The organism is Microbacterium sp. ARD31, assembly GCF_031844425.1.
The window spans coordinates 478,426-500,925 of the sequence record NZ_JAUZVE010000002.1 but is presented as its reverse complement, the minus strand read 5'-3'; the positions used below and the strand labels follow the sequence as shown (position 1 = coordinate 500,925).

21 protein-coding genes and 1 tRNA gene are annotated in these 22,500 nt (G+C 70.7%); 8 read left to right on the top strand and 14 right to left on the bottom strand.

Annotated features, from left to right (window positions below; genetic code table 11):
* Positions 1 to 19 precede the first annotated feature (19 nt).
* Positions 20 to 718, top strand: coding sequence for a hypothetical protein (locus Q9S36_RS09065; RefSeq protein ID WP_311284822.1), 699 nt, complete (start codon positions 20 to 22; stop codon positions 716 to 718).
* Here Q9S36_RS09065 and Q9S36_RS09060 read toward each other — a convergent pair.
* Positions 679 to 1,989, bottom strand: coding sequence for a glycosyltransferase (locus Q9S36_RS09060; RefSeq protein ID WP_311284821.1), 1,311 nt, complete (start codon positions 1,987 to 1,989; stop codon positions 679 to 681). The genes Q9S36_RS09065 and Q9S36_RS09060 overlap by 40 nt on opposite strands.
* Positions 1,986 to 4,166 carry a glycosyltransferase gene (locus Q9S36_RS09055; protein ID WP_311284820.1) on the bottom strand — a complete coding sequence of 727 codons (2,181 nt, stop codon included), beginning with the start codon at positions 4,164 to 4,166 and terminating at the stop codon, positions 1,986 to 1,988. Before Q9S36_RS09055 ends, Q9S36_RS09060 begins: the two co-directional genes overlap by 4 nt.
* Positions 4,167 to 4,323: 157 nt before the next feature.
* Here Q9S36_RS09055 and Q9S36_RS09050 point away from each other — a divergent pair, with 157 nt between their 5' ends.
* Positions 4,324 to 5,508: a polysaccharide pyruvyl transferase family protein gene (locus Q9S36_RS09050; RefSeq protein ID WP_311284819.1), complete on the top strand. Its 1,185-nt coding sequence runs from the start codon at positions 4,324 to 4,326 to the stop codon at positions 5,506 to 5,508.
* 9 nt (positions 5,509 to 5,517) lie between these two features.
* Here Q9S36_RS09050 and Q9S36_RS09045 read toward each other — a convergent pair whose 3' ends face one another.
* The 3 genes from Q9S36_RS09045 to Q9S36_RS09035 form a co-directional block, all read right to left on the bottom strand.
* A complete protein-coding gene (locus Q9S36_RS09045) occupies positions 5,518 to 6,534 on the bottom strand; it encodes a CNNM domain-containing protein (protein ID WP_311284818.1) in 1,017 nt (338 codons plus the stop codon).
* Positions 6,531 to 7,958 carry a hemolysin family protein gene (locus Q9S36_RS09040; RefSeq protein ID WP_311284817.1) on the bottom strand — a complete coding sequence of 476 codons (1,428 nt, stop codon included), beginning with the start codon at positions 7,956 to 7,958 and terminating at the stop codon, positions 6,531 to 6,533. Before Q9S36_RS09040 ends, Q9S36_RS09045 begins: the two co-directional genes overlap by 4 nt.
* A gap of 149 nt (positions 7,959 to 8,107) precedes the next feature.
* Positions 8,108 to 8,473 (bottom strand): helix-turn-helix transcriptional regulator, encoded by a 366-nt coding sequence (locus Q9S36_RS09035; protein WP_311284816.1) that lies wholly within the window; start codon positions 8,471 to 8,473, stop codon positions 8,108 to 8,110.
* Positions 8,474 to 8,476: 3 nt separating this feature from the next.
* Here Q9S36_RS09035 and Q9S36_RS09030 point away from each other — a divergent pair, with 3 nt between their 5' ends.
* Positions 8,477 to 9,847, top strand: a complete 1,371-nt coding sequence (locus tag Q9S36_RS09030; RefSeq protein WP_311284815.1) for an FAD-binding oxidoreductase — start codon at positions 8,477 to 8,479, stop codon at positions 9,845 to 9,847.
* Between the two features lie 26 nt (positions 9,848 to 9,873).
* On the opposite strand, the gene Q9S36_RS09025 is transcribed toward Q9S36_RS09030, so the two are convergent.
* The 4 genes from Q9S36_RS09025 to Q9S36_RS09010 form a co-directional block, all read right to left on the bottom strand.
* The gene (locus Q9S36_RS09025) at positions 9,874 to 10,902 is read right to left on the bottom strand and encodes an LLM class flavin-dependent oxidoreductase (protein ID WP_311284814.1); all 1,029 of its coding nucleotides are present in this window, start codon (positions 10,900 to 10,902) and stop codon (positions 9,874 to 9,876) included.
* A gap of 71 nt (positions 10,903 to 10,973) precedes the next feature.
* A complete protein-coding gene (locus Q9S36_RS09020) occupies positions 10,974 to 11,636 on the bottom strand; it encodes a hypothetical protein (RefSeq protein WP_311284813.1) in 663 nt (220 codons plus the stop codon).
* Entirely contained in the window at positions 11,620 to 12,084 is a 465-nt protein-coding gene (locus tag Q9S36_RS09015; RefSeq protein ID WP_311284812.1) for a MarR family transcriptional regulator, read from the bottom strand. The genes Q9S36_RS09020 and Q9S36_RS09015 overlap by 17 nt, the downstream gene beginning before the upstream one ends.
* A 4-nt stretch (positions 12,085 to 12,088) precedes the next feature.
* Positions 12,089 to 12,466 carry a hypothetical protein gene (locus Q9S36_RS09010; protein WP_311284811.1) on the bottom strand — a complete coding sequence of 126 codons (378 nt, stop codon included), beginning with the start codon at positions 12,464 to 12,466 and terminating at the stop codon, positions 12,089 to 12,091.
* Between the two features lie 78 nt (positions 12,467 to 12,544).
* Here Q9S36_RS09010 and Q9S36_RS09005 point away from each other — a divergent pair, with 78 nt between their 5' ends.
* Positions 12,545 to 13,018 (top strand): GyrI-like domain-containing protein, encoded by a 474-nt coding sequence (locus Q9S36_RS09005; RefSeq protein WP_311284810.1) that lies wholly within the window; start codon positions 12,545 to 12,547, stop codon positions 13,016 to 13,018.
* A 7-nt stretch (positions 13,019 to 13,025) separates the two neighbouring features.
* Here the strand turns inward: Q9S36_RS09005 and dinB are convergent, their stop codons facing one another.
* Positions 13,026 to 14,222: a DNA polymerase IV gene (gene dinB / locus Q9S36_RS09000; RefSeq protein ID WP_311284809.1), complete on the bottom strand. Its 1,197-nt coding sequence runs from the start codon at positions 14,220 to 14,222 to the stop codon at positions 13,026 to 13,028.
* Between the two features lie 103 nt (positions 14,223 to 14,325).
* On the opposite strand from dinB, the gene Q9S36_RS08995 reads away from it, so the two are divergent.
* Complete coding sequence (locus tag Q9S36_RS08995) at positions 14,326 to 15,003, top strand: GNAT family protein (protein ID WP_311284808.1); 678 nt, start codon at positions 14,326 to 14,328, stop codon at positions 15,001 to 15,003.
* Here the strand turns inward: Q9S36_RS08995 and Q9S36_RS08990 are convergent.
* Positions 14,966 to 16,189: an MFS transporter gene (locus Q9S36_RS08990; protein ID WP_311284807.1), complete on the bottom strand. Its 1,224-nt coding sequence runs from the start codon at positions 16,187 to 16,189 to the stop codon at positions 14,966 to 14,968. The genes Q9S36_RS08995 and Q9S36_RS08990 overlap by 38 nt on opposite strands.
* A 116-nt stretch (positions 16,190 to 16,305) precedes the next feature.
* On the opposite strand from Q9S36_RS08990, the gene arsA reads away from it, so the two are divergent.
* Positions 16,306 to 18,069: an arsenical pump-driving ATPase gene (arsA, locus tag Q9S36_RS08985; RefSeq protein ID WP_311284806.1), complete on the top strand. Its 1,764-nt coding sequence runs from the start codon at positions 16,306 to 16,308 to the stop codon at positions 18,067 to 18,069.
* Here arsA and Q9S36_RS08980 read toward each other — a convergent pair.
* A complete protein-coding gene (locus Q9S36_RS08980) occupies positions 18,044 to 18,937 on the bottom strand; it encodes a helix-turn-helix transcriptional regulator (protein ID WP_311284805.1) in 894 nt (297 codons plus the stop codon). The genes arsA and Q9S36_RS08980 overlap by 26 nt on opposite strands.
* Positions 18,938 to 19,063: 126 nt before the next feature.
* Between Q9S36_RS08980 and Q9S36_RS08975 the strand changes: the two genes are divergently transcribed.
* Complete coding sequence (locus Q9S36_RS08975; protein WP_311284804.1) at positions 19,064 to 20,050, top strand: aldo/keto reductase; 987 nt, start codon at positions 19,064 to 19,066, stop codon at positions 20,048 to 20,050.
* Positions 20,051 to 20,056: 6 nt separating this feature from the next.
* Here Q9S36_RS08975 and Q9S36_RS08970 read toward each other — a convergent pair whose 3' ends face one another.
* Both Q9S36_RS08970 and Q9S36_RS08965 read right to left on the bottom strand, forming a co-directional pair.
* The gene (locus Q9S36_RS08970; RefSeq protein ID WP_311284803.1) at positions 20,057 to 20,617 is read right to left on the bottom strand and encodes a GNAT family N-acetyltransferase; all 561 of its coding nucleotides are present in this window, start codon (positions 20,615 to 20,617) and stop codon (positions 20,057 to 20,059) included.
* A gap of 83 nt (positions 20,618 to 20,700) precedes the next feature.
* Positions 20,701 to 20,785, bottom strand: a tRNA-Ser gene (locus tag Q9S36_RS08965).
* A 203-nt stretch (positions 20,786 to 20,988) separates the two neighbouring features.
* Here Q9S36_RS08965 and Q9S36_RS08960 point away from each other — a divergent pair.
* On the top strand, positions 20,989 to 22,437 hold the full coding sequence (locus Q9S36_RS08960) for a dicarboxylate/amino acid:cation symporter (RefSeq protein WP_311284802.1): 1,449 nt from the start codon (positions 20,989 to 20,991) through the stop codon (positions 22,435 to 22,437).
* Positions 22,438 to 22,500 lie beyond the last annotated feature (63 nt).

The following is a 22,500-nucleotide window of genomic DNA, read 5'->3' as shown; positions in this document are numbered from 1 at the left end:
CCCCCAGGAGGAGCAGCCTGTGCCCGAGCATCCCACCGACGCGCCCGCGAAGATCGTGCTGCCGTGGCGTCCCGCGCCGTCGCGTCTCGACGCGTTCGAGCGCGTCGTCCAGTGGTACGGCACGCACTTCCCGGACCTTCCGCTGGAGACGATCGACACCGACGATCAGCCGTTCGTCCTCGCCGCCTGCCGGAATGCGGCCATGCGCGCCGCGGACCCCGAGCAGGTCGTCGTGATCGGCGACGCCGACACGCTGCCCGAGCCCGCCGCGCTGCGGGCGGCCATCGCCGCCGCCCGCGACAGCGACGTCGTCCACCTGCCCTACGACGAGTACCGCTGGCTGGGTCGCGAAGGCTCGACGCAGTTCGCCGCCGGCGTGCCTCTCATCGACTGCGTGTACGACCTGGTCGAGGGCGCCTGCTCCGGCGTCTACGTGGCCACGCCGCGCACGTGGGAGCGCCACGGCGGTCAGGACGAGAACTTCCGCGGCTGGGGATTCGAGGACGCTGCGTGGTTCCTCGCCCACCAGACCCTGCTCGGAGCGCCTCCCCAGCGCCATTCCGGACGCGTCTACGCGTTGCACCACATCGGCGAGGTCCGTGCCGGCGCCGCGTACGACGCCAACGCGGCGCGCATGGAGCGCTACACAGCCGCTGTCGGCGACCCCGCCGCGATGGCTCAGCTGGTCGGACTCGTCGGAGCAGAGAGGGTCGCGTAGGCGATCTCGGGTCCCGACCGCGCCCGCTGGGCCGCGGCGATGTTCTCAAGTGCCACGCGGCCGCCCCACGCCGGATCGACGAGTTCGGCGACAGCCGAGGCGAGATCCTCCACCGACGCCGAGTTCGGATCGAGCGCTCGCCCCGCGCCGACGCGCTCGACCGCCGCGGCGCCGGCGAACTGGTCGGTCGAGAACGGCAGCACCAGCAGCGGCACCCCCTGCCCGGCCGCTTCCGTCACCGAGTTGTTCCCGCCGTGGGTGATGGTCGCGGATGCCGCGCCGAGCAGTCGCACCTGCGGCAGGTAGTCGCGGACCAGCCAGTCGGCGGGGAGGGGGCCGAGTTCGTCGGGCGACGTCACACCGGTCGCGATGGCCGCACGGACGCCGAGGCGCCGGAGTGCCGCCGCCACTCTCGCCAGCACGTCGCCGCGCACCGACAAGAAGCTCCCGAAGCTGACGTACACGAACGCGCCGGCATCGGCGATCCACGCGTCCACCTGCGCATCCGGGCGCTCGGTGCGCCGCGTCGACCCGAGGAACACGTGCGGGGGCAGCGACCGGCCGTCGCCGGCGGCGAGGGCGTCCGGGTAGTTGTACAGAACGGTGTCGCCGTGGAGCGCGAAGGCATCCGTGACGTCCTTCGCGGCGGGGTCGAGTTCTCGCGCGGCCACCGACCACTGGGTCGCGAAGCGCGCCGAGACCTCTTCGCACAGGGCGCGCAGGTCGCGCAGGTCGCTCTCGCGCGGTGTGAACGCGGCCGGCCAGGCGGGCGGGAATCCGTAGACTTCGCCGGCCACGGGCAGCGCCGACGGATGCCCGAGCACGACGTCGCCGTACGGGACGCCCGCCGTGTGCAGGGCCAGCCGCGCGCTGAATGCCAGGTGGTCGACGATGATCGCGTCGGGGGCGACACGCTCGACGACGTCGAGGGTCGCACGGGCGCGATCCACCGGCATCCACATCAGATCCGTCAGACGCTCTCGGGCCTGGTAGGTCAGCGTCTCGACCATGCCCCGCCGGGTGGCGGCGAAGAAGCCCTCGAGCGACGCGGCCTCGGCGGCCTGCTGCTCCTGCGATCGGATGACCCCCGCGTTGGCGCCCCTCCCGAGCGGCAGGTCGACGCGTGCGAAGCCGAAGTCCGACACGATCGGTTGGGTCGCCGGGCCCGTCGCCACGACGACGTCGTGGCCGTTCCGCTGCCACTCGGTCGCGAGGGTGGCGAGGGGGAGCAGGTGCGAGGCGTAGTCCGGGCTGATGACCAGGAGCGTCATGCCGGCAGACCCGCTGCGCGCACGAGCTCCTCCTCCATCGACGCCACGGTCGAATAGACGGGTGCGAGAGCGCGGGCCATGGCCTGGATGGTGAAGCGCGACGACACGACCTCGCGGGCGCGCTCGGCGACACCGTCGTCGGCCCCGCCGGCGCGATCGAGCGCCGCGGTCATGGCCTCGACCAGGCGCTCGCGATCCCACGTGGCGGCGAGGAAGCCGGTGTCACCGTGGTCGACGTAGGTCGCCGGGCCGCCGCCGTCGGGGGCCACGACGACGAGTCCCGTCGCCATCGCCTCGAGGAGGGCGATGCCGAACTCCTCCTTGATGCTCGCGCAGGCGTAGACGCCGCCGGGGGCGGCACGCCCCGGCATCCCGAATCGCGCTGCGGCGAGCCACCGCGCCGTCACATCGTTCGGGCGGTGTCCGGCGATCACGAGACCTCGCGCGGCACGCTCGGGGGTCGGGACCGCGGCTTCGATGAGGTCGAGCTGCTCGCGCTCATCGAGCGACGGCGCGTCGAGGTCTCCGCCGATGACGAGCAGATTGGCCCGCTCCGACAGGGCGGACCCCGCCCACGACTCCACGAGGGTCGCCATGCCCTTCACACGGTGCAGGCGGCCGACCGAGACGATCAGGGGCAGTTCGCGTCGCGCGGGCTCGAGCTGGTCGAGCAGCGCCGCGAGGTCCGCGAAGCCGTCCGGCGCGGGCGTGTCGCCGGCGATCGCGCGCTGCGCCTGCGCGACCGAGCGATCGACGACCTCGAGGTCGACGCCCTCCGCCACGACCGTGTGGCGCTCCTGGTGCGAGCCGATGTCGATGCCGACGAGCTCCCGCATGTCGCGGGCCAGGTCGGGGCGGGGGAAGAGGACGGTGTGCGAGGCCGATCCGGCGAGGCTCTGCACCAGCCGGATGCGGAACCAGAAGTGCTCTTTGAGATCGGCCGCGCCGAAGCCCTCGCGGGTGAGCGCCCCCGAACGGTCCATCGACTGGATGACGCTGTGGGGATCGGGAGCCACGGTGAACACCGTCGGAATGCCGAGCTCGCGCGCGACGTCCGCCGCAGCGAGGCTGCCGACATCCGCCATCCGCAGGTGGAGGACGTCCACCTGTCCGGCGGCGCGCAGAAGGCGACGGATGCCGCGACGCGCCGTCACCCGCAGCGGCCACGCCGCGGCCGACGGCGTCGGCTGGCTCCCGAGCGGCACATGCCCGTAGACGTGCCCCGACGCGGTCCCGGCCACGTCGAGCAGATCGATGCTCGCCTGCGCGACCGACCCCCGAGACATGGTGAGTACACGCTCGACGGCGGGTGATTCGTCGCTCGACGGAGCCGCCTCACCGGACGGCACGGCGAGGGCGTTGCCCAGCCGAACGAGGAGCGTCGCGATCCCGCCGTTGTCCCCGGCGCCGGCGGACGACAGGGTGGGGTCGATGTCCGCGTGCAGGAACAGCTGGGCGACGGTGAGCCCGCCCCGCACGGTGCCCGTCGCGTGCGGCGGCTCGAGGTCGATCAGAGCGAGCCGGGCGACGTCCCCGACGGGGCCACCGGTGGCCAGCAGGTCCTCGAGGTCCGCGACGACTCCGGCGTTCGCCTCGCGCTGGCCCAGCGCGGCGATGGCCGCCTCGCGCACGCGGATCGGCTCCGCGTCGTCGAGCGCGATGCGGCGCAGCGGGCGGGTCGCGACGGTTTGACGGACCAGGCCCAAGGTCTCGACGAGACGGCTGCGCGCTCCCGTCTCGCGATGCCCGGTGAGGGCGGCTTCGAGGGCCACCGCGAGCAGTTCTCCTGCGCCGGCAGACCACTTCTCGAGGGTGTGCTGCGCCAGCATCCCCGAGAATCCGCCGGCTGCGACCATGCCGATGAGTCGGGCGACGGCGGCAGTCCGGGGAAGCCCCTGGGCCAGTGACCAGGCGGCGTGCTCGCGGACGAACGCGCGATGGTCCGACAGCAGCGAGACCAGGAGCCGCCCCGCCTCTTCGTCGTGCATCTCGGCGAGCGCGTGCACCGACGCGAGCGCGGCGATGTCGTCGGCGCCGCCGAGGGCGGCCGAGAGGACGCGGAGGGTGCGGACGCTCGGGTCGCGTCCTGCTTCGAAGGCCAGGTCGTCCGCGGCGCGGAGAGCCTCGATGATCGACGGGGCCTCCACGACCCGATCCATCGCCGTCTGAATCCCCATGGCCGGTCCCTTCCGCACGCGGTCTCGCCGCATGCGAGCAGATGCGATCGTAGTAGCGGTGGGTGGCCGGGAGCATACGGTTGACAAAACCCCCGGCATCCTCACGGTCGCTCCGACCGCGAGGGGACGTGCCGCGGCGAGGCGAGAGGGAGTGGCGATGGCCGTGCTGGCGATCGGCGACATCGGCGTGGTGTCGGACATGATGCACATCGGCGACGAGGCGATGTTCGAGGCGGCGCGGGACGAGCTCGCCGCGCGCGGCGTCGACGTCGTCGGGGTGTCGTCGGCGCCGGAGGAGTCAGCCGCACGCTACGGCGTGCGCACCGTGTCCCGGATGGGCTTCGTCGGGCTCGATCGCGACGCCGCCGAGCGCCGCGCAGCACGACTCGTTGCCGCGGCGCGCGGCGAGGCAGACCTCGCCGGCGATGACCCGGCGCGCGGCGTGCTCGGCGAGCTCGACGCGGCATCCGGTCTGCTCAACGCCGGCGGCGGAAACCTCGCCTCGCGGTGGCCGGTGCACATCTACGAGCGTTCCACCCTCGCGGCGATGGCACGTGCGCGCGGCCTTCCCGTCGTCGTCAGCGGGCAGACGTTCGGTCCCGACCTCGAACCCGCCGACGCCGCGCGCGTCGCCGAACTCGTCCGCACCGCCGCGCTCACGAGCACGCGGGAGTCGGACTCGGCGGCGCTGGTCCGCGGCTGGGGGGCCGAGGCGGTCGTGACCGTCGACGATGCGTCGTTCCTGGGATGGCCGAGGCGGTCGACGGATGCCGCGGGCCCGGTCCTGGTGAGCCTGTCGGGGTGGTTCGCCCACCGCCCCGCCGACGAGGTGGAGCAGCGCATCGCCGCCGTGCTCGACCGCGCGGTCCGCGACGTCGGCCCGGTCGTCTTCCACGCGCACTTCGGTCCGCTCGGATCCGCGTCGGAGCCGTCTGGAGACACGGCGCTGCACGAACGCATCCGCGCCCGCATGAGCGAGCCCAGTCGGGTGGAGCCGACCGGCGACTCCCTCGGTGCCGCCTCGCTCGCCCGCAGCGCGCGGCTTCTGGTGACCGGTCGCTATCACCCTGCGGTGTTCGCAGCTCCGGCGGGCGTGCCGATCGTCGCGCTCGCCGCAGACGACTACACCCGCATCAAGCTCGGCGGCGCACTCGGCCATTGGGGTCAGGACACCGTGCTGGACCTCGACGACCTGGCGGACGCGGGCGCCGCCGCGGGTGCGCTGGCTCGGGCCGCCGGGTCACGCGAGACGGTGTCGGCCCGCGCCGCGGAGCGTTTCGACGCGCACCGCGCCACCGCATCCCGGTGGTGGGATGCGGTGGCGAGGACCTTCTCCCGCTGACCGGCCGCCTCAGGCGGCCGTGCTCTGGCGGGGGAGGACGCGCGCGATGATGTCGGCGATCGTGACCACACCCGTCATGCGGCCGTCGTCCATCACGACGGCCAGCTGCATGCCGCGCTCCCGCATGTCGCGGAGCACCTCGTGCACGGGGGCGGCGGGGCGGACGATGTGCGCATCCCGGCGGTGAGCGCCGACCGGAGCGTCCGCGGGTTCGAGCAGGGTGTCGCGCACGTGCACCACGCCCGGCCGCTCGTCCGCGCCGGCGAGGACGAGGATGCGCAGGTGCTTCGTCCGCGCGGCGGCCCGGCGTACATCGGCGAGCGTGGCGTCCGGGCCCACGGCCGTGGGGGCGGCATCCGGACGGACGATGTCGGCCACGGTGAGCGTCTGCAGCTCGATCGCGTGCGAGATGTGCGAGGTGATCTCGGGCTCCAGCACTCCGACCTCGGTGGAGTACTCCACCAGGTGCCGCAGTGTGTCGGCGTCGTGCCCGCCCGCCGCGGCACGTTCGACCGGTTCGATCCCGACGCGCGCGACGAGGCGGTTCGCGATGTGGTTGATCCACAGCAGCAGCGGACGGAACGGCCAGATGAACGCGCGTGCCGGCAGTCCGATGATGCGCGCCGCCAGCTCGGGGTGCGCGATGGCCCAGGACTTGGGTGCCATCTCGCCGACCACGAGGTGCAGGAAGGTGACGAACAGCAGCGACAGCGCGAACGCCGCGCCGCCGGCGAGCCACTCCGGAGCTCCCCACCCGGCGAACACCGGTCCCAGCCACGCGTCCACCGCGGGCTTGGTCACGGCGCCGAGGGCGAAGGTGCACGCGGTGATGCCCAGCTGTGCGCCGGCGAGCATCACGGTCAGCTCGTTCATGCCGCGGACGGCTGCGCGAGCCGACGCGCTCCGCTCGGCCTGCTCCTCGAGTCGGTGCCGTCGCGCCCCGAGCAGGGCGAACTCGATGACGACGAAGAACGCGCTCAGGACGATGAGCGCGGCGGTGACGACCGTCACGACGACGGGGCTCATCGCTCGCCCCCTTCCTCGTCAGGCGACCCGTGGACCTCTGGTGCCTCGATGTCCTCGTCCTCGCTGGCGGCCGCGGACTGCCTCCGCAGCGACACGTCGACCAGGCTCGGGACGTGCCGGTCGACCTCGCGGACGTCGACGTCGACGAGCGTGATCATCGGGTCGTCGTCGATGATCTCGGCGGCGGCCACCGGGAGCGCGATGGTGATGCGGTCGCCCGGCTCGGGGAAGTCCCCGCGTTCGGCGATGAGCAGCCCCGCGACGGTCTCGTAGTCCCCGCGCGGCAGATCGTGGCCGATCGCGCGCTCGACCTCGTCGAGGTGCACGTCACCGTCTATCGTCCAGGTGTCGTCGCCGTGCACATCGATGCCGGTGAAGTTGTCGCTGTCGTGCTCGTCAGTGATCTCGCCGACCAGCTCTTCTGCGATGTCTTCGACGGTGAGGATGCCGGCGAAGCCGCCGTACTCGTCGATGACGCACGCCATCTCATTGCGCGTGGCCAGCAGCTCCTCGAGTGCTACCGGCAGCGGCATGAGCGCGGGAAGGACGAGCGGTTCCCGCATGATCTGCCGGACCGGTGCCTGTTCGGGCAGGGCGGTGTCGAGCAGGTCGGTCAGGTGGATGACCCCCACGGCCTGGTCGTTCTCGCCGATCACCGGGTACCGCGAGTGGGCCTGCGCCATCAGGACCTTCGCCTCGGCGAGCGACAGATCGGGTCTGACGGCGTCGATCCTCGCGCGCGGCACCATGGCGTGCTCCACGTCGCGATCCGGGAAGTCGAGGATCCGGTCGAGCATGATCGACAGCTCCTCGGGCAGGTCGCCGCTCTGGCGGGAGTCCTCGATGATGCGCTCCAGGTCCTTCGCCGTCGCGCTGCTGTCGACGTCGTGGACCGGCTCGACGCGGATGAGCCGCAGGAGGGCGTTGGAGGACTTGTCGAAGATGACGATCAGCCACCCCAGTGCGGCGAGGTAGATGAGCGTGGAGCGGGCCAGCCACCGCGCGAGCGGCTCGGGGGCTGCGATCGCCAGGTTCTTGGGGAAGAGCTCCCCGAAGATCATCTGCACGATCGTCGCGACCGCCAGGGCGAGCACCGTGCCCACCGTCACGCTGATGGCGGCGGGGACTCCCACGCCTCCGAGGAGGACGCCGAGGGCCTCGCCGACGAGCGGCTCGGCCACATAGCCGACGAGCAGACCGGTCACGGTGATCCCGAGCTGGGCGCCCGACAGCATGAACGACGTCCGCTTCGTCACCGCCAGCGCGCGCTGTGCGGCGCGGTCGCCGCCGTCGGCGCGGGACCGCAGCCGTGAGCGGTCCACCGACATGTAGGCGAACTCCTGTGCGACGAAGTAGCCGTTCGCGGCGATGATCAGCGCGATGACGAGGAGGCCGACGAGAAGGAGCAGAATGGCGGTCATCATGGGGTCACCGCCTGCGAGGCGGGGTGTTCAGTGAAAGGGCGACTATGTTCCGGGTCGTCGGACGACGACCCGGAATGGCTGCGGCGGTTCACGGGGGGATTCCTTCGCGATAGGGGGTGCCCAGTCTAACGGCCCCGCCTCCGCCCGTCTCAGGACGCTGTTCGTGCGTACCAGCCGTCGGCGGCGACGGCGTCGCCCCACCGCGGGACGTACTGATCGAAGTAGACGCGCGAGACCAGCTCCCGCCGACTCGCGACGCCGGCCTTGTCGAAGATCGACTTCAGATGGTCCTGCACCGTGTAGGGCGAGACGTGCATCGACGCGGCGATCTCCTTCGTGTCGGCGCCGCGCAGCACCATGCCGGTGACGTCGCGCTCGCGCGCGGTGAGGCCGAACGCGTCCGCCACGAGACCGATGACCTCCTGCGGGCGGGCCTCCTCGATCGTCACCACCACGTCGCCCGCCCGATCGAGCACTCCCGAGAGCGGCGAGGCTGTGCGACCCGAGAGGAACACCCCATGACCATTCACGAGACCGCCCTTCCCGTCGTCACCGACCTGCGCGTCGCGCTGGGCGAGCGCATCGTCCTTCCCGGCGACGACGCCTGGGATTCCGCGCGCCGAGCTTGGAACCTCGCGATCGACCAGCGCCCGGCCGCGGTGGCTCTTCCGGAGTCCGCGGAGGACGTCGTCCACGTCGTGCGCGCGGCGGCCGCCGCCGGACTCCGCGTCGCACCGCAGGCCACCGGCCACGGCGCCGGCGCCCTCGCCGACACCGATCTCGCCGACACCGTGCTGGTGTCGCTGTCGCGGCTGCGCGGGGTCACCGTCTCGCCGCAGAACCGACGGGCACTCGTGCTCGGCGGGTCGCACTGGAATTACGTCGTCGAGGCCGCCGCCCCGCACGGTCTGACCGCCATGCACGGCAGCGCCGGCGACGTCGGCGTCGTCGGCTACGCGCTGAGCGGCGGGCTGTCGTTCTATGCGCGCACCCACGGATTGGCGGTGAACCACGTGCGGGCCGTTCAGATCGTGACCGCCGACGGGCGCATCGTGCGCGCCTCCGACGACGAGAACGCCGACCTCTTCTGGGCGGTGCGCGGCGGCTCCGGGGCGTTCGGCGTCGTCGTCTCGCTCGAGATCGACCTGCTGCCCTACGCGGATGTGTTCGCGGGAATGCTGCTGTGGGACGCCTCGCGCGCGGCCGAGGTCGTCCCCGCGTGGGCGGCGTGGACGCGCACTCTGCCCGAGAGCGTGTCGACCTCGATGCGCGTCATGCACTTCCCCCCGATGCCGCAGCTTCCCCCGTTCCTGTCTGGTCGCAGCCTCGTCGTCCTCGACGGCGCCTTCCTCGAACCGGATGCTGCGGCCGACGCCCTGCTGGCGCCCATGAGAGCCTTCGAGCCCGAGATGGACACGTTCGCGCGGATCCCGTCCGCGGCGCTGGTGATGATGCACATGGATCCGCCTGAGCCGGCGCCGGCCTTCTCGGAGGGGGCGATGCTCGCGTCACTGCCCGACGACGCGGTCGAGGCGTTCCTCGGGGCGTGTCGTGCGCCCGGGCTGTTCATCGCGGAACTGCGGCACGTTGGGGGCGCCGCCTCTCGTCGACCCGCGGATGCCGGGGCGGTCGGCGCGCTCGACGGCGACTATCTCGTCGTGGGCATCGCCATGGTGCCCGGCGCGGAGTTCGCCGTCGGCGCGCTCGCCGCCGTGCGCGGCGTCGTGGCGGCCACGGCCGCGTGGCATTCGCCCTCGCTCGCCCTGACGTTCATCGACGGCGGCGTGGGCCGCGAGCACGCCTTCGGCGACGCGGGCCGGCGCCTGCGCGAACTCAAGTCCGCGTGGGATCCGCGGGGCATGTTCGCCGCCGGCCACCCGGTCGACTGACAGATCGGCGAAGGCTGGCAGGGCACTCAGACGCGAGTGCCCTGCCAGCCGAGCGCGGGGGCGACGAAGCGTGCGAAGGACTCGACCAGCCGCAGGTTGAACGCGACGCCCAGCTGGCTCGGGATGGTCAGCAGAAGGGTGTCGGCGCTCTGCACGGCGGCATCCTGGCGCAGCTGCTCGACGAGTTCGTCGGGCTCGCCGGCGTAGGTCTTGCCGAATGTCGAGCGCATGCCGTCGATCACGCCGATCTGGTCGCCGTCCTGCCGCCCGCCGAAGTACATCGCATCCTCAGCGGTGGTGATCGGGAAGATCGAGCGGCTCACCGACACCCGCGGAGTGCCGGGGTGTCCGGCATCCGTCCATGCCGCGCGGAAGGCATCGATCTGCTGCGCCTGCAGCTCGTCGAACGGCCTGCCGTCCGCCTCGGTCAGCAGCGTCGACGACATCAGGTTCACACCGGTTCGCCCCGCCCACTCGGCGGAGTCGCGGTTGCCGGCGCCCCACCACACGCGTGAGCGGAGGCCGGGGGAGTGCGGTTCGACCCGCTGCATCCCCGTGCCGCCGCCGAAGGGGCTCGTCGCATCGCGCTCGGCCAGACCCTCGCCGTCGATCGCGCGCAGGAAGAGGGAGAAGTGGTCGCGGGCGAGGTCGGCGCCGCGGGGGTCCTGCGATCCCGTGTATCCGAAGGCCTCGTAGCCGCGCACCACCGTCTCGGGTGAGCCGCGGCTCACGCCGAGCGCGAGTCGTCCGCCGGAGATGAGATCGACGGATGCCGCTTCTTCAGCCAGGTAGAGCGGGTTCTCGTAGCGCATGTCGATCACGCCGGTGCCGACCTCGATGCGTTCGGTGCGTGCGGCGATGGCCGCGAGCAGGGGCATGGGGGAGGACTGCTGGCGGGCGAAGTGGTGGACGCGGAAGGAGATGCCGTCCACGCCGAGATCGTCCATGCCCTGCGCGAGGTCGATGGCCTGCAGCATGGAGTCCTGCGCCGTGACCTGGCGTCCTCCGCCGAGGGGGCCGTAGTGACCGAAGGAGAGTGTTCCGAATCGCTGCATAGTGGTGCCAACGGTACGCCGGAGAGGTCTATTCCGCTGAATGCGTCTGGTGGCCGGCCGCCGTGTCGCGGTCAGGGGATGTGCGCCCGGACGCCGTCGAGGAACGCATCCGGGTCGTCGGCCCAGATGCGGACCCTGTCGACCTCGTGCGTCCCGCCCTTGGGGTGGAGGCCGGGAAGGCGCACGAGCGTCGGGCGCTCGAGTTCGATCTCGATGTTGGTCTCGTCCTGCATCCTCACGGCGAGCTCCCGGCCGCTCGCGGTTTGGGTCACGCGTGGGGACTTCGGTTCGTCGACGCGGGGTGACCGCGATACCGATGCGATCTGATCCCAGGTCAGGGGAATGTCGAGCTCGAGGCCCTCGCGAACGCTGATCCCGGCGGGGCCGACGGTGTGCGGGCGTACGATCTGGCCGCACAGCAGTCCCACCATCCACGTGAGCCCCCAGATCCCCAGGATGAGGAAGGCGATGCGCACGGTCGGCCACCGATGGACGATGAGGTCGATGATGGGGATCTCGACCGCGGACAGCACGATGAAGATGAGGAGGATGGTCTGCACGGGGCGGTGGTAGGAGTACCCCCTCGCGCCCGGCGCAATCGCCGGCCGCCGCGCGATCGCCCTGCCGATGCTCGAGTAGATGCGCAGCTCCACCACCAGAGCTCTGCGTGCGAAGGACAGAAGCCGGCGGGTGCGGTTCGGTGCGAGGTCCTGGCTGTCAGCGGTGCGGGTCATGCGGCACCTCCTCGCGCTGCTCCTCGATCAGCTGTCGCAGGCGTGCGGTGACCGCGTCGAGTGCGCGGTCCAGGGTCTCGCGATCTGCCGCATCGACGGCCTCGGACAGTGCCGCGCTGAGGTGCGCGTGCTCGCGGGCGGTGGTCCGCATCAGTTGGGTTCCGGCCTCGGTGAGCTCCACGAGATGCGCGCGGCGGTCGGTGGGGTGCGACACGCGATTCACATGCCCGGATTCCTCCAGGGCGTCGACGAGTCCCGTGATGTTGCGCGGCGACACCCCCAGTGCGGACGCCAGCGCCTGCTGCGTGCTCGGGCCGTCGTGATGGAGCGTCCAGAGCACGGCCATTCGGGCGGGCGACAGGGGCGTGCCGGCGAAGGCGCGGGCCATGTCTCGCTGGAACAGCTCACTGACGAGAAGCAGTCGATCGAGGAGGAGCGGTTCGGGCATACTGTTACCCTACTTCACTATTACCTCGGTTCAGTAGGTCGTTCGTAGTCGCGGCTTCGGCGGGCTCGTGGGGAAACGCTGGAGTGAGCGTCCAGTCGGTCGCTTCGGCGAGACGTCGCATCAGCTCGAGGGCTTCCCTCCGGGCTGCGGCGGGGCCGGCGACGGCGTGCACGTCGATCGCGAGAGGCGGCGGCTCGCCGAACTTCGGAATGTCGATCTGGATCCAGAGGCCGTCGGCGAGGGCGATGGTCGGACTGGCTGTTCCGCCACCCCGGACGGGCGCCCCGAGAGTCCGCGAGATGACAGCGAGCGCATCGAGCTTGTCGACGGCGTCGGCCGCGACGATCGTGGCCACGGCGGCGGAGGGCGGGTCGGGGGTCATGCGCTCAGTCAACCACCGGATGCCGCCCATGGGACGTTCGTCCTCACCAGGTGGACCGAGCGGGAGGAGTGTTGCCGCATGAGCGACATCCGGATCATCGATCGTCCCGCGCAGCCCACGGCGGGAGTGAGGGAGCGCGTGCCCATGGCCGAACTCACCTCGTTCTTCTCGCGTGCCTTCGAAGAGACCATGGCCGCGCTGAGAGCCCAGGGGCGGCATCCGGTCGGACCGCCCTTCGGCAGGTACTACGGCCCACCGACGGACACGATCGACGTCGAGGCGGGCTTTCCCGTCGCCGAAGCCGTTGCTGCGGCGGGTCGCGTCCGACCCGGAACACTTCCCGGCGGCGATGTGATCGAGGCGACGCATGTCGGCCCGTACGACACGCTGGGTGAGACCTACGCCGCCATCGAACGCTTCCTCGCCGAGAGGTCTCTCGCGCCCGGCGAAGCGATGTGGGAGAGCTACCTCAGCGATCCCGGGGTCGAACCGGACCCCGCGGGCTGGCAGACCCGAGTGTGCTGGCTGGTGGGACCGACGTCTCCGGCGTGAGCCGTCGTCACTCGTGCTCCGGCAACAGGGGCGTCGACCACCCCGGATCGCGGCCGAGCTGCGTGGCGCGCGCGACCGACGCCGGTCCGAAGCGATCGCGGACCGCATCGAGGACGGTGTCGAGGCGCACGCCCTCGTCCCAGTCGATCGGAAGCTCGGGCTGCACGCTGTCGGCACGGCCGAGTTGCGAGAACGAGACCCCGATGAGGGTGATGCCTCGTTGCGCTATCTCGTCCCGGGCGCCGTCGAGCAGACGCCGTGCGACCGCGAGCAGCACCGACGTGCGGTCGGAAGCGGCCCGGATCGAGTGCGACCGGGTGGCCTTGGTGAAATCGCCGAAGCGCAGGCGCAGCACGACCGTGCGGCATACCCGGTCGTGCTCGCGCAGGCGCCGGCCCAGGCGATCGACGAGCTGCGTCAGGATCACGTCCAGCTCATCCTCGGAACGGGGCCGGCTGCCGAGAGCGCGTTGCGAGCCGATGGAGCCGCGACGCCGTGTGCCGTCGACGGGCCTCGGATCCCGCAGACGGGCGAGGGCGTGCAGGTGCGCGCCGGTCGCTTTGCCCAGCAGCCGTTCTGCGGCGGCCTCCTCGAGCTCCGACAGCTGACCGACGGTGCGGATGCCGAGCCGATGCAGCTTCTCGGCCGTCACCGCACCGACGCCCCAGAGGCGCTCTACCGGCAGCGGCAAGAGGAATGCCTCCTCGCGATCGGGCTCCACGACCAGCAGCCCATCGGGCTTGCTGACCGCGCTGGCCACCTTCGCGAGGAACTTGGTGCGAGCCACGCCGACCGAGATCGCCAGCCCCACCTCATCGCGCACCCGCTCGCGCAGTCGCACCGCGATCTGCTCGGGGGTGCCCGAGATGCGGCGGAGCCCCCCGACCTCGAGGAACGCCTCGTCGATCGAGAGGCCCTCCACGAGCGGCGTCGTGTCGCGGAAGATCGCGAACACATCGCGGCTCGCAGCCGAGTACGCCTCCATGCGAGGAGGCACGACGAAAGCATCCGGACACAGCTCGCGCGCCTGCCGCCCGCCCATCGCTGTCCGCACCCCGCGGGCCTTCGCCTCGTAACTGGCCGCGAGGACGACCCCGCCGCCGACGATCACCGGACGCCCCCGCAGCTCGGGGGCATCGCGCTGTTCCACGGACGCGTAGAAGGCGTCGAGATCCGCGTGCAGCACGGTCGCCTCTCCCCGCATCGCGCCTCCCGCCGATCGCCGATCCGAGGGGAGCCTCGCACCAACGGACGACATCGGATGCCGGCATTCCGAGTCCGCGTGCTCGACGTGCTAAAGATGCCGGATGAGCAGTCGCGCCTACCTTGCCGAGCTGTGGCCGGCGACCGGTGTCCGCATCCGTTCCGGTGACCTCGAACTGCGGTGGATCGACGACGACCTCCTGGCCTCGCTGGCCGAGGTCGCCGCACGCGGAGTGCACGATGCCGCATCGATGCCCTTCAACCACCCGTGGACGCGGGGCACGCCCGCCGAGGTGGCCCGGAGCGTCCTGGCCTTCCAATGGAGTGCGAGGACCAGGGCGACGGGCACAGGCGACCTCGCACTCGAGCTCGGTGTGTTGGTCGGCGGCGTCCCCGTGGGAGTGCAGTCGGCGTCAGGGCGCGACTGGCGCGTCTGCAGGTCGGTCGAAACCGGATCCTGGCTCGGTCGCGAGTTCCACGGGCGGGGCATCGGATCCCGCATGCGCGCCGCGCTCGCATGGGCGTTCTTCGACGGTCTCGGCGCCCGGCAGCTGACCTCTTCGGCGTTCGTCGACAATCCGGCATCCCTCTCGGTGTCCCGCCGCATCGGCTACGAGCCGAACGGCGTCGACCTGATCAACCGGGAAGGCACCGCCGTGAGGCAGCAGCGCTTCCTGCTGACGCGGGAGCGATGGGAGGAGCGGCGGCAGGATCACCTGCGGCTCCTCGGCGCCCCTGTCGAGCTCACCGGATTCGAGGCGCTGCGCGCTCACCTCGACTGACGGATGCGGCGCCGACCGCCCCGGCGGCGGCGACCGCGGCGAGGACGCCCACCGCGGCGGGAAGGCTGATCGCGCCGATCCAGCCGGCGAGCGGATACGTGATCAGGAAGCAGGCATGGGATGCCGCGAACTGCGCGGTGTAGACGAGGTTGCGGTTCGCGGGTGTGGAGGCATCTGCCAGCAACCGGGACGTGGGGGTGTTGATGAGCGAAGTGCCCGCGCCCAAGGCTGCCCAAGTGAGGAGCACCATCCACCACCCGACTCCGCTGGCGACCGTGGAGACCGTCACGCCGATGGCGAGACCGAGCCCGGTCACGACGACGACGACCCCGGCGGTCATGGTGCGGGTGACGCCGAACCGTTCGACCAGCCGGGGAATGTTCACGGCGATCAGCAGGGAGCCCACGCCGTACGCGCCGAGGGTCACCGCGACCGCCGCGTCGTCGAGGTCGAGCACGCTCTTGGCGTAGACGACCGAGTCGACCAGGACGAGCGCGGTCGCTGCGGCGACGACGATGTTGGTGAACAGCACGAACCGCAGGCTCGGAGTGCGGGCGAAGACCTTCGCGCCGACGGGCAGGCGTTGCCAGAACGTCGACGTCGCGGCATCCGAGGATTGGGGAGGGAGCCGCGCGATCAGCACGAGGAGGGCGGAGCCGGCGAAGCCGAGGGCGGTGCCGATGAACAGGTTGCTGTAGCTGATGAGCGAAAGCAGCGCTGCCGCGATGACGGGGGACAGCAGCGCCTCGAGATCGTAGGCCAAGCGCGACAGGGCGAGAGCCCGGGTGTAGTCGCTCGGTTCCGGCAGGACGCTGGGGATCAGGGACTGGAACGCGGGCGTGAACGTCGCCGACGCGGACTGCAGCACGAAGACGAGTGCGTAGATCTGCCAGGTCTCCGACACGAGCGGCAGCATCGCGGCGATCACCAGCCGGATCAGGTCGGCGCCGATGAGCACCGCTTTCTTCGGCAGACGATCCACCAGCGCCGCCACCAGGGGCGCGACGCCGACGTACGCGACCATCTTGATCGTCAGCGCCGTCCCGAGCACCGAGCCCGCCGCATCACCCGCGAGATCGAACGCGAGCAGCCCCAGCGCGACCGTCAACAGGCCCGTGCCCACCAAGGCGATCACCTGAGCGCTGAACAGCGCGCGATACGTCGGGTTGCGCAGGACCTGGATCATCGACCGCTACCTGTCTGCCGGCCGCTCGGCGGGCGTGGGTCATCTCGCCCTGCGTTTCGCGAAGAGGGACGTTCGGCCTGGAAGGCAGGCGTTGGGGAGGAGAGGATGGCCATGAGATGAACTTCCTCGAGAATGTACCCCGATTCCTTTTCTTCACAGGCAAGGGCGGCGTCGGCAAGACGTCGGTGGCGTGCGCGGCGGCGGTCCGGCTGGCCACCCGTGGACGACGGATCCTGCTCGTCAGCACCGACCCCGCATCCAATATCGGCCAGGTCTTCGGCATCGCGATCGGGAACGCCGTGACGGCGATCCCCTCGGTCGAAGGCTTGTCCGCCCTGGAGATCGATCCCGAGCAGGCGGTCGAGGCCTATCGCGAGCGCATCATCGGTCCGGTCCGAGGGCTGCTGCCCGAGACGGAGATCGCGGGCATCACCGAGAGTCTGTCGGGGTCGTGCACCACCGAGATCGCATCGTTCGACGAGTTCACCCAGCTCCTGACGGACGACGCGGCGTACGGCGAGTACGACCACATCATCTTCGACACCGCTCCGACCGGGCATACGATCCGGCTCCTGCAGCTTCCGGGATCGTGGACGGAGTTCCTCGCCGGCGGCGGTGACGCCTCATGTCTCGGGCCGCTCTCGGGCCTCGATAAGCACCGCGTCACGTACGCCGCCGCGGTGGCGGCGCTCACCGATGCGGCTCGCACGCGGTTGATCCTCGTCACCCGTCCACAGGCCTCGGCGCTCACCGAGATCGCGCGCACCTTCTCGGAACTGACCGCAATCGGTATGACCGGCGGTTTCGTCGTCGTCAACGGGGTCCTCCCCGCACGTGCCGGCGAGGAGCCGATCGCCGCCGCGGTGCGCCGTCGCGAGACCGTCGCGATGGCGGCGATGCCCGCCGGAATCGCCGATCTGCCGCGAGACGTGCTGGAGCTCAAGGCCGGCAACGTCGTCGGGATCGACGCGGTTCGCGCTTTCTTCGAGCCGGGGCCCTCGGTGAGCAGTGCCGGGGACGCGGAGCACGGGAGCGAAGACGTGCCGGATGCTCCGCTGGTGACGCTCGTCGACGAGATCGAGCGCGACGGGCACGGCCTCGTGATGTGCATGGGCAAGGGCGGTGTGGGGAAGACGACGATCGCCGCCGCCGTCGCGCTCGCCCTTGCCGCGCGCGGGCACGACGTGCTCCTGACCACGACGGATCCGGCGGCCCATCTCACCGAGACGCTGGGTGGAGCCGTCGACCGACTCACGGTCGCGCGGATCGACCCCGACACCGCGCTGGAGCAGTACCGCGCCCGGGTCATGGCTGCCAAGGGCAAGGACCTCGACGAGGAGGGCCGCGCGGCCCTGGCTGAGGACCTCATGTCGCCGTGCACCGCCGAGGTCGCCGTCTTCCAGCAGTTCTCGCGCGCCGTCCATGACTCCCGGCGCACCTACGTCGTCATGGACACCGCGCCGACGGGGCACACGCTGCTGCTGCTGGATGCCGCAGGCTCGTACCATCGCGAGATCGCGCGTCAGATGGGCGCGGCGAGCATGGCCTACTCCACGCCACTGATGCGCCTCCAGGATCCGGCGCAGACGAAGGTGATCCTCGTCACGCTCGCCGAGACGACGCCCGTTCTCGAGGCCGCCGATCTGCAGGACGATCTGGAGCGGGCCGGGATCCACCCGTGGGCGTGGGTCGTGAACAACTCGATCGCCGCGGCGCACCCGGAGTCGGCGTTCCTGCGCACCCGTGCCCGGAACGAGATCGCTCAGATCGCCCGAGTCCGTGAGCTGGCGGATCGCGTGGCCATCGTCCCGCTGCTGGCTGAGGAGCCGGTCGGCGTCGCTCGGCTGGCCGCGCTCACCGCGAGATCCCGTCGCGGATGAGAGTCCCGGGATCTGCGCTGGGTCGCGATTCCCACCAGCTGGCGAGCATCTTGAGAGCGTCGTCGGAGGTTGATCCGGGTTCGGCCGTGAAGGTCGACAGCTGCAGCCCGGGGTCGGCGGGGAGTTCGAAGGCTTCGTAGGTGAGTTCGAGGTCGCCGACGACGGGGTGGTGGATGCGTTTGATGCCGGTGCGGTGATAGCGGACGTCGTGCGCGGCCCAGAGGGTGCGGAAGGTCTGAGATCGGGTGGAGAGCTCGCCGATGAGGTCGCTGAGTCGCTTGTCGAAGGGGTTGCGTCCGGCGTCGCCGCGCATGGCGGCGACGAACTCCTGGACGACTTTGTCCCAGTCGGGGTAGAAGTCTTGCGCTGCGGGGTTGAAGAACGCGAACCGGGCGCTGTTGGGGACGGGTTCGTCGAACACGGGCGCGTAGAGTGCCCGGCCGAGGCGATTGGCGGCGACGTAGTCGTAATAGTTGTTGCGGATGATCGCCGGGGCTTCGGTGATCGCGTCCAGGAGCCGTTGGATACTGGGCCGGAGCGTGTTGCCGCCGGCTCGGCTGCGGGGCTTCCGGATGACGGGGGAGGCGTTCGCGGCGCGGGCGAGATCGTGCAGATGCGCGGTCTCGGCGTCGTCGAGTTGAAGGGCGCGCGCCAGGGAGTCCAGGACGCTGTCGGAGACGCCGGAGAGATCCCCTCGTTCGAGGCGGGTGTAGTAGTCGACGCTCATTCCGGACAGCAGGGAGACTTCTTCGCGGCGGAGTCCCGGCACGCGGCGGTTGCCGCCGAAGGCGGGGAGGCCGGCCTGGTCGGGGGTGATGCGTGCGCGACGTGTGGTCAGGAACTCGCGCACGTCGTTGCGGTTGTCCATGTCCTCGACCGTACGCCGCCCCCGGCCGACGAGGGAGGTACTGGCGGTACCGGGCACATCGCCCACTGTCATCCGGGAGGCGCATGGCGTTGGCTGGGATCACCGACAGGAAAGTGAGGACGGGCGATGCATACGAGGACTCTGGGTCAAGGGCTGCAGGTCTCGGCGATCGGGTTGGGCGCGATGGGCATGTCGATGTCGTACGGTCCGAACCCAGGTGACCGCGACGACATGATCGGCGTGCTGCGATACGCGGTTGAGCAGGGCGTGACGTTCATCGACACCGCCGAGGTGTACGGCCCGTACGTCAACGAGGAACTCGTGGGGGAGGCGATCGCTCCGATTCGCGAGCAGGTCGTGGTCGCCACGAAGTTCGGGTGGGACATCGCAGACGGCCGGATGCGGGGCACCGACTCCCGTCCCGAGCAGATCCGCCGCGTCGCCGACGCGTCGCTGCGGCGGCTGGGGGTGGAGGCGATCGATCTGTTCTACCAGCACCGGGTGGACCCTGCTGTTCCGATCGAGGACGTCGCCGGTGCGGTCGGCGAGCTTGTCGCGGCAGGCAAGGTGAAGCACCTCGGACTGTCCGAGGCCGGTCCCGGCACCATCCGTCGCGCGCACGCGGTGTTCCCGGTGACCGCGGTGCAGAGCGAGTACTCGCTCTGGACCCGCGACCCCGAAAACGGTGTTCTGCAAGCGTGCGACGAGCTCGGCATCGGCTTCGTGCCGTTCAGCCCTCTCGGCAAGGGCTTCTTCACCGGCACCCTGACGCCGGATGCCACCTTCGCGCCCGGCGAGATCCGCGCACGTGTACCGCGGTTCGAAGCGGAGAACCTGGCCGCCAACCAGGCGCTCATCGACCACGTCACCGCCCTCTCCGCCACCCGCGGTGCCACCCCCGGCCAGGTCGCGCTCGCGTGGCTGCTCGCTCAGCGCCCCTACGTGGTCCCGATCCCCGGCACCCGACGGCGCGAGCGCATCGACGAGAACGCCGCCTCGACGAGCGTCGGTCTATCCGCCGACGACATCGCCGACCTGAACGCCATCATCGACAGGCTGGGCGTCGCCGGCAACCGCTACGACGACTCCGGCATGGCCATGGTCGGACGATGACCGCGCTCAGCCCGCTCGGACAAGGTCCTTTCTGTAGAAGAGCGAGTCTCCGTGCTCGGCATCGGACTGGACACGCGATGTCTGAACGAAGTCGAGCTTCGCCATGACGCGTCGCGAGGGCGTGTTCCACTCACGGACGGTCGCCCACAGGCGGGTGTACCCGAGCGACCCGGCCCAGGCGATGATCTCTCGCCCGGCCTCGGTCGCCAGCCCCTGCCCCCACTCTTTGCGAAGGAACTCGTATGCGAGCTCGGGCTCGCCGTCTTGCCCGTGGACGTTCGCGATGAGACCGCAGTAGCCGATCGCCTCGCCGCTGTCCTTGCGGACGGCAACAAGCAGGCCCAAGGGTGCTGACCGGTCGTCACGGCGGATCCAGTCTTCAAGGTCCTCGATGCTCGGGTGGCCGTCGGATGAGATTCGGCGGTGCGGGGGAACACGAGCGTCACGCTCCATCCACAACTGCCGTTGCATGGCGGCGTCGGCCGGCAACCACCGACGCAGCACCAGCCGGTCTGTCTCGAGCACCGTCGGCCCAGACGGCACCCTCGGAGAAGTCATGTCGCCCATGGTGTCTCATCGGGCTTTCGAACGCACGGAGACCTGTGCCGTTTCGGCTACGTCGTCGCCTTGAAGACGGGGGATCGAAAGAGCGGAGGATAGGGGATTCGAACCCCTGAGGGCTTGCACCCAACACGCTTTCCAAGCGTGCGCCATAGGCCACTAGGCGAATCCTCCAGCAGCCCCGGAGGGCCGCCGGACAGTCTACCTGGTCGAAAGAGTCCCGGTGAATCGGGAATGAAACCGCTCACCGCCCTGGTTGTCATCCCGCGTCACATCGTGCCCCGGCATCCGACAATCGGCCTAGCCTCGACCGGGTCGCCTCAGCAGAGTGACGCATCGACCCCCGGCCAGCCATCCGCTGACCTCGAGAGAGAACCATGAGCTCCACCTCTTCGACCGCGCGCCCCGCCACGAGCGCCCCGCGACGCATCCTGACCTCCTTCGGCTTCCAGATCACGGCCGCGCTCGTGCTGGGCGTGGTGCTGGGTCTCCTCGCCCGCAGCATCGGCCCGGGCGCCGACGGGGCCCCCAACGCGCTCGCCGCGACCCTCGACACGGTGGGCAGCTCGTACGTCACGTTGCTGAAGCTGGCGGTCGTTCCGCTGATCTTCACCGCGATCGTCGCGAGCATCGCTCAGCTCCGGCAGGTCACCAACGCCGCACGCCTGGCGGGGCAGACCATCCTCTGGTTCGCCATCACCGCCCTCATCGCCGTCAGCATCGGCATCGTGCTGGGTGTCGTCATCCAGCCGGGCGCTCGCGTCGACCAGTCTCAGCTCGCGGTCGGCGAGCCCTCGAGCGTGGGTACCTGGTGGAACTTCCTCGTCGGCATCATTCCGCAGAACTACCTCGGCTTGACGGTGTCGACCTCGATCGACCCCGAGACCGGTGCGGCGGCGTCGAGCGTCGGCTTCAACATCCTGCAGGTGATCGTCATCGCTGTCGCGGTCGGCATCGCAGCCCTCAAGCTCGGACGCCGCGCCGAGCCGTTCCTCGAAGTCACCGAGTCCGCGCTGAAGATCATCCAGCGCGTGCTGTGGTGGATCATCCGCATCGCGCCGCTCGGCACCCTCGGCCTCATCGGCGCGGCGGTGGTGAAGTACGGCTGGGAGAAGCTGACGACGCTGGCATGGTTCGCCGGCGCCGTCTACATCGGTCTCGCTCTCGTGCTGTTCGCCGTGTACCCGATCCTGGTGCGCGCGCACGGACTCTCCATCCGCCAGTACTTCTCGGGCGTGTGGCCGGCCGTGCAGCTCGCGTTCGTCAGCCGCTCGTCCATCGGCACCCTTCCGCTGACGGAGCGGGTGACCGAGCGCAACCTCGGAGTCCCCCGTCAGTACGCGTCCTTCGCGGTGCCCCTCGGGGCGACGACGAAGATGGACGGCTGCGCCGCCATCTATCCCGCGATCGCAGCCATCTTCGTGGCCCAGTTCTTCGGCATCGACCTCTCGATCTGGCAGTACCTGCTGATCGTCATCGTCTCGGTGGTCGGCTCGGCCGCCACCGCAGGCACCACCGGCGCGACCGTCATGCTCACCCTGACGCTGTCGACACTCGGACTGCCCCTCGAGGGAGTCGGACTGCTTCTGGCCATCGACCCGATCCTGGACATGGGACGCACCGCGGTGAACGTCGCCGGCCAGGCGCTCGTACCGACCATCGTCGCCCAGCGCGAGGGGATCCTCGACCGCCGGCTCTACGACGCTCCGCGCGGCGACGTTCCGTTCGCTGACGACTCGTCCGAGGACGACGGTGCGGACCAGGACGAGGTGATCGCCGGCGCCGGGCCGGATGCGGTCGGGGAGCGCTCAGCTTCGACCCGCTAACGTGGGCACGCGCGAAATGCCGGTGTGGCGTTACGCGTGATGTTTCTGAACGAAGCGCCCCTC